At 68.2% G+C, this 3,885-nt stretch carries 6 protein-coding genes; all 6 read right to left on the bottom strand.

The genetic code is table 11. The annotated features are described in order from the left end of the window. Positions 1-1,999: phage tail protein (locus tag E4680_RS13505; RefSeq protein ID WP_135282948.1), on the bottom strand; the 1,999-nt coding region annotated here is incomplete at its 3' end. Further along, entirely contained in the window at positions 1,992-2,222 is a 231-nt protein-coding gene (locus tag E4680_RS13500; RefSeq protein ID WP_135282947.1) for a hypothetical protein, read from the bottom strand. The genes E4680_RS13500 and E4680_RS13505, both read right to left, overlap by 8 nt. Further along, positions 2,219-2,446: a hypothetical protein gene (locus tag E4680_RS13495; RefSeq protein WP_135282946.1), complete on the bottom strand. Its 228-nt coding sequence runs from the start codon at positions 2,444-2,446 to the stop codon at positions 2,219-2,221. The genes E4680_RS13500 and E4680_RS13495 overlap by 4 nt, the downstream gene beginning before the upstream one ends. A 48-nt stretch (positions 2,447-2,494) precedes the next feature. Then, entirely contained in the window at positions 2,495-3,322 is an 828-nt protein-coding gene (locus tag E4680_RS13490; protein WP_135282945.1) for a phage BR0599 family protein, read from the bottom strand. Continuing rightward, positions 3,319-3,657, bottom strand: coding sequence for a hypothetical protein (locus tag E4680_RS13485; RefSeq protein ID WP_135282944.1), 339 nt, complete (start codon positions 3,655-3,657; stop codon positions 3,319-3,321). Before E4680_RS13485 ends, E4680_RS13490 begins: the two co-directional genes overlap by 4 nt. A gap of 27 nt (positions 3,658-3,684) precedes the next feature. Continuing rightward, positions 3,685-3,885: hypothetical protein (locus tag E4680_RS14160; protein WP_167792525.1), on the bottom strand; the 201-nt coding region annotated here is incomplete at its 5' end.

Here is a 3,885-nt window from a genome sequence, read left to right as displayed (position 1 = left end):
GCTCGTTGTAGAGCCGCAGGGTATAGGTCGTGCCCGGCTCCGGGCCGATATCGCCGCTCGTCCAGGTCGTGAGGCCCGCGGTCTGCAGTATCCGGTCGCGGTGCGCCCAGGCGAGGGTGAGCTGATCCGTGGTGCCGATGCTCGCCGGGTAATACTGGGTATTCACCCGCAGGTTGCCGGGGGGATAGGGGCGGCTCGCGCGGTTGGCCAGGGTGAGGCTGCGCCCCGTGGCGCTGCCGAGCGCCAGGACGCCGTCGCGGTTGCGGGGCAGCGCCTTGTACCAGGCCGTCTCCGCGTCCGTCCGCTCGGTATTGTCCGCGGCGCCGGGGAAGCTCGTCACAAACAGCCGGGCGGCGGCCGTGAAGGTGCGCGGCACGCTGTCCATCACCGCGCGTTTGATCGTGGTCGCGAGTGTCGTCGGGTTCCAGGCGGTGATCTCCACCATCTCCTCGACCGCGCCCTCGATCAGCACGCCATACTGCCCCACCGCCACCAGCTGCGGGTCGGTGGCGCTCGCGATGGTGAGCAGCGTATCCAGGCGGCCGATGCCCGCGCCGAGCTGTAGCACCGGGCCAAAGGTACCGCTCGCGAGCGGTTCCGCCGCATAGGTGATGTTGTCCGGGCTGTAGTGCAGATCAAAGCTGTACCAGCTCTGCTCATCGCGCGGCGCGAAGGCCTGCACAAAGCCGTAATCGGGCAACAGCGCCTCCAGGTCCGCCGGGCGCAGGTTCAGCGCCAGGTGGTAATAGGGAATCTCGGCCAGCAGCACCGTGGCCAGGTCCGCCACCGGCTGCACCGGATCCACCCAGGCGCTCGGCTGGCGCACCACATAGCTGCCGGCGGAGAGCCCGAACACATCCTGCACGATCCGCACCGAGAGCTTGGGCGCCGCCTCCAGCCCGGGCTCCTCGATGTGCGCCACTCGGAACACCCCCTCGGTGATGCCGAGCTTGGCGCTCGTCACCCGAATCACCCGGCCGGGGTACAGATCCCAGCCGGTGCGGTCGACTTCCAGGCGGGCCACGTCGAGCGGGGTGCTCAGCGCCCGCAAATCGCGGTCCAGCACCCGCGCGGCCAGGGTGTCGTCCTGGATCATCGGGTATTCCACCGCGTGGCTCACCACCCGCCCCTGGGCGTTCACATTGCCGATATTCTGCGCCGAGACAGTCGCCGGCTGGTCCGTGTCCGGCCGGGTGTAGGTCACCACCACCTCGTTGATGGTGTCGGCGAGGTGGCCGGTCTCGTAATCGAACAACTCCGAATTGCTGTCGTCGAACAACGGCAGCGTGCCCACATCGTAGCCGCCGCGGTGCAGCTCCAGGCGGATCAACCCCGTCTGCGGGTCGGGAAACAGCGTGCCGCCAATGTGGTCGAGCACCGCCTGCACAAACTTCGGCACCGCATCCGGCTCGCGGCCAAAGGTCCAGAACACCGAGAGCCCAAAGCCCTCGCCATGCAAGGTATCGGCCGCCGCCCGAAAGCGCGCGTCGTCGATGGCCGAGACCGGCAGGCCCGCGCCGAACTTGCGGCTGGTGATCGCGTCCACGATCATGTGCGCCGGGTTCATGTGGCCGTTGATATCCGCCTTGGCGTCATACCAGGTCACCTCCCGCGACAGCGCGCGCTGGGGCTGCCAGGCGAACTCCTTGAGGTAGGGGTTGGTGCCGTAATAGATCTGCTCGGCGATCACCGAGCACTTGTGCCGGAATGCCGGCACCACGCCGCCGAGCACCGATTGCAGATAGGCATTCACCCCCTGGCTCGCCTCGCCGAACGCCACCGAGAAGCGCCCCACGATGCCGCCCTCGCGGCCCTCCCCGCCCATCAGGTCCGGCTTGTTTACATCGATCGCGCCGGAGGCCGTCAGGTTGCCGCTCCACACCTCGCGGTCGTCGTAGGTGATGCGCAGGAGACTGTCGATCGGGCCGTGGCCGAGCACCACCCGAAAGCCGAGGTGGTAGCGATAGCCGACCGTCTGCTTGCCGCCGCCGCTACCCATAACGCGCCCCGCTCGCGGCCTCGCGGGCCTCGCGCTCCTTCGCCGCGGCCACTACCGCGAGCGCCATCGCATCGCCGGTGGCCTCCAGCTCCGCCGCCGGCAGGCCCTCGAACACAAAGCGCCGCCAGTCCAGGCCGTGGCGCGCGAAAAACACCTTGCGAGCCGTGCGGTTGCAGAATTTGAGGCTCGGGTGCTTCAGGTCGCACAGGCGCACGGTCGTCACTTTTTGCCTCCGGATTTGCGAATCGGGTCGGCGCGCAGATCCCCATACCAGGTGCAGTTGTGGCCACGGATCACCGGCTTGCCGAAGATCACCCCAATCGGCATGCCCTCCTTGGCCACCGGCACATTGCCCGGCTCGCCCGGCTGCGGGCTCTGCGTCTTGGGTTTGGGCATGAGCAGCCCTGCCACATAGAGCAGCAGGATAGAAATAATGATCTGTTGCATGGCGTCTCGTGCGGAAAGGAACCGGGAAAGGCTGGCGCCACGGCGCCGTCAGAACAGCGTCTTGCCGCCAAAGGGGTTGTCCGGCGGCATATAGGGCTCGCCGCCGTGGTTGATCTCGTTACCAAAGCCCGCACAGCCGAGCGCGCCATCCTTGCTGCGGTCGCACCCCCAATAGAGCGTGACCGGCTCGCCCACCGTCAGGCTGTGGGGGCGCTCCACCAGCGTCAGCACCGCGCCGGACTGGCTCGCGATCCAGCGGCGCTCGAAGGCGCCGTCCGTCGGGTGATCCCACTCCAGCATGCCGCCGCGAAAGCGGTTCGCCGGCAGGCCCGCGCCCGTGATCGCCGAGACCGTCACCGTCAAACCCGAGACGGCATCCGCCACCCCCAGCAGCTTGAAGAGCTGGCGATCCAGGCCACAAAAGCTGTCGTAGAGCACATAGGGGCAGGCGGTCGAGAAAAACAGCCGGTGCGATTGCACCTCCGTCAGGGCGATCTCGGCCACGCAATGGAGCGTCGCCTGCGCGCCGCCCAGGGTGGTGCGGTTCACCACCCCGCGCCACTCCTGGATCCAATCCGTCTCGCCCAGGTGGCTTTTCCAGATCGTCACCCGGCACTCGGTGGGCAGCGGCGGCAGCCGCAGGCGCAGCACGATATCCAGCTCCCGGTCGCAGGTGATCTCCAGGCGCGCGTCATCCAGCGTCTCGCTCAACTGCTTGCGCCCGCGCGTGATCGCCGCCGGCGTCCAGGTGAAGGTGTTGTAGGTCTGCGCCGTCACCGCCGTGGTGTAGCGGTAGTGCTTGGTGCCAATCGCAAAATCGAACAGATAGATCGGCTCACCGCCGTAATCGCTGGTTTCGCGCGCGATGGTCGTCATCGATGGAACCAGGCCACTTCCAGCGGCGCGCGGGCGACCAAGAGCTCGCCATCACTGGTGGGGGCATCCACCTCCACCCAGAATTTCTGGCCATCCGTCGCCGAGGGCAGCAACCAAAATGCCACCGCGATCCCGTCGACAATCCAGGGGCTGCCTTCCGAGAGGCTCCCCGTCACATCTTGCTCCGCCAGATCCAGCACCCGCACCGCGAGGGGCCCGCGACCATTGCTGGCCACCAGGGTTTCGCCGCTGCGCAGCACCCCCGCCGCGCCGCCGAAGAGCACCTCCGCCACCATCGCCGAACCCGGCGTCTTGCGAATCGCACCGCGTGCCATATCACCCCCAGCCACACCCAGGCCCCGTCACGCGGGGCCGTTCGATTTCGGCACCGCAGGCGCGAGCCGTCGAATATCCTGCGCCGTCACCTGCGTGCTGCGCGACAGGGCGCCCGCACCCAAGGCCACCGCCCAACGCCGCGCCGGCGCGGCGGCGAAAACCGTGATCGAAGCCGGGGTCGTCGCCGCCGTGGCGGCACGTTCCGCGGCGCCCGCGGCACCCGTGGT

The sequence above is a fragment of the Candidatus Macondimonas diazotrophica genome, from assembly GCF_004684205.1.
In the GTDB taxonomy this organism is placed as follows: domain Bacteria; phylum Pseudomonadota; class Gammaproteobacteria; order UBA5335; family UBA5335; genus Macondimonas; species Macondimonas diazotrophica.
This window is presented reverse-complemented; position numbering and strand designations above follow the sequence as displayed.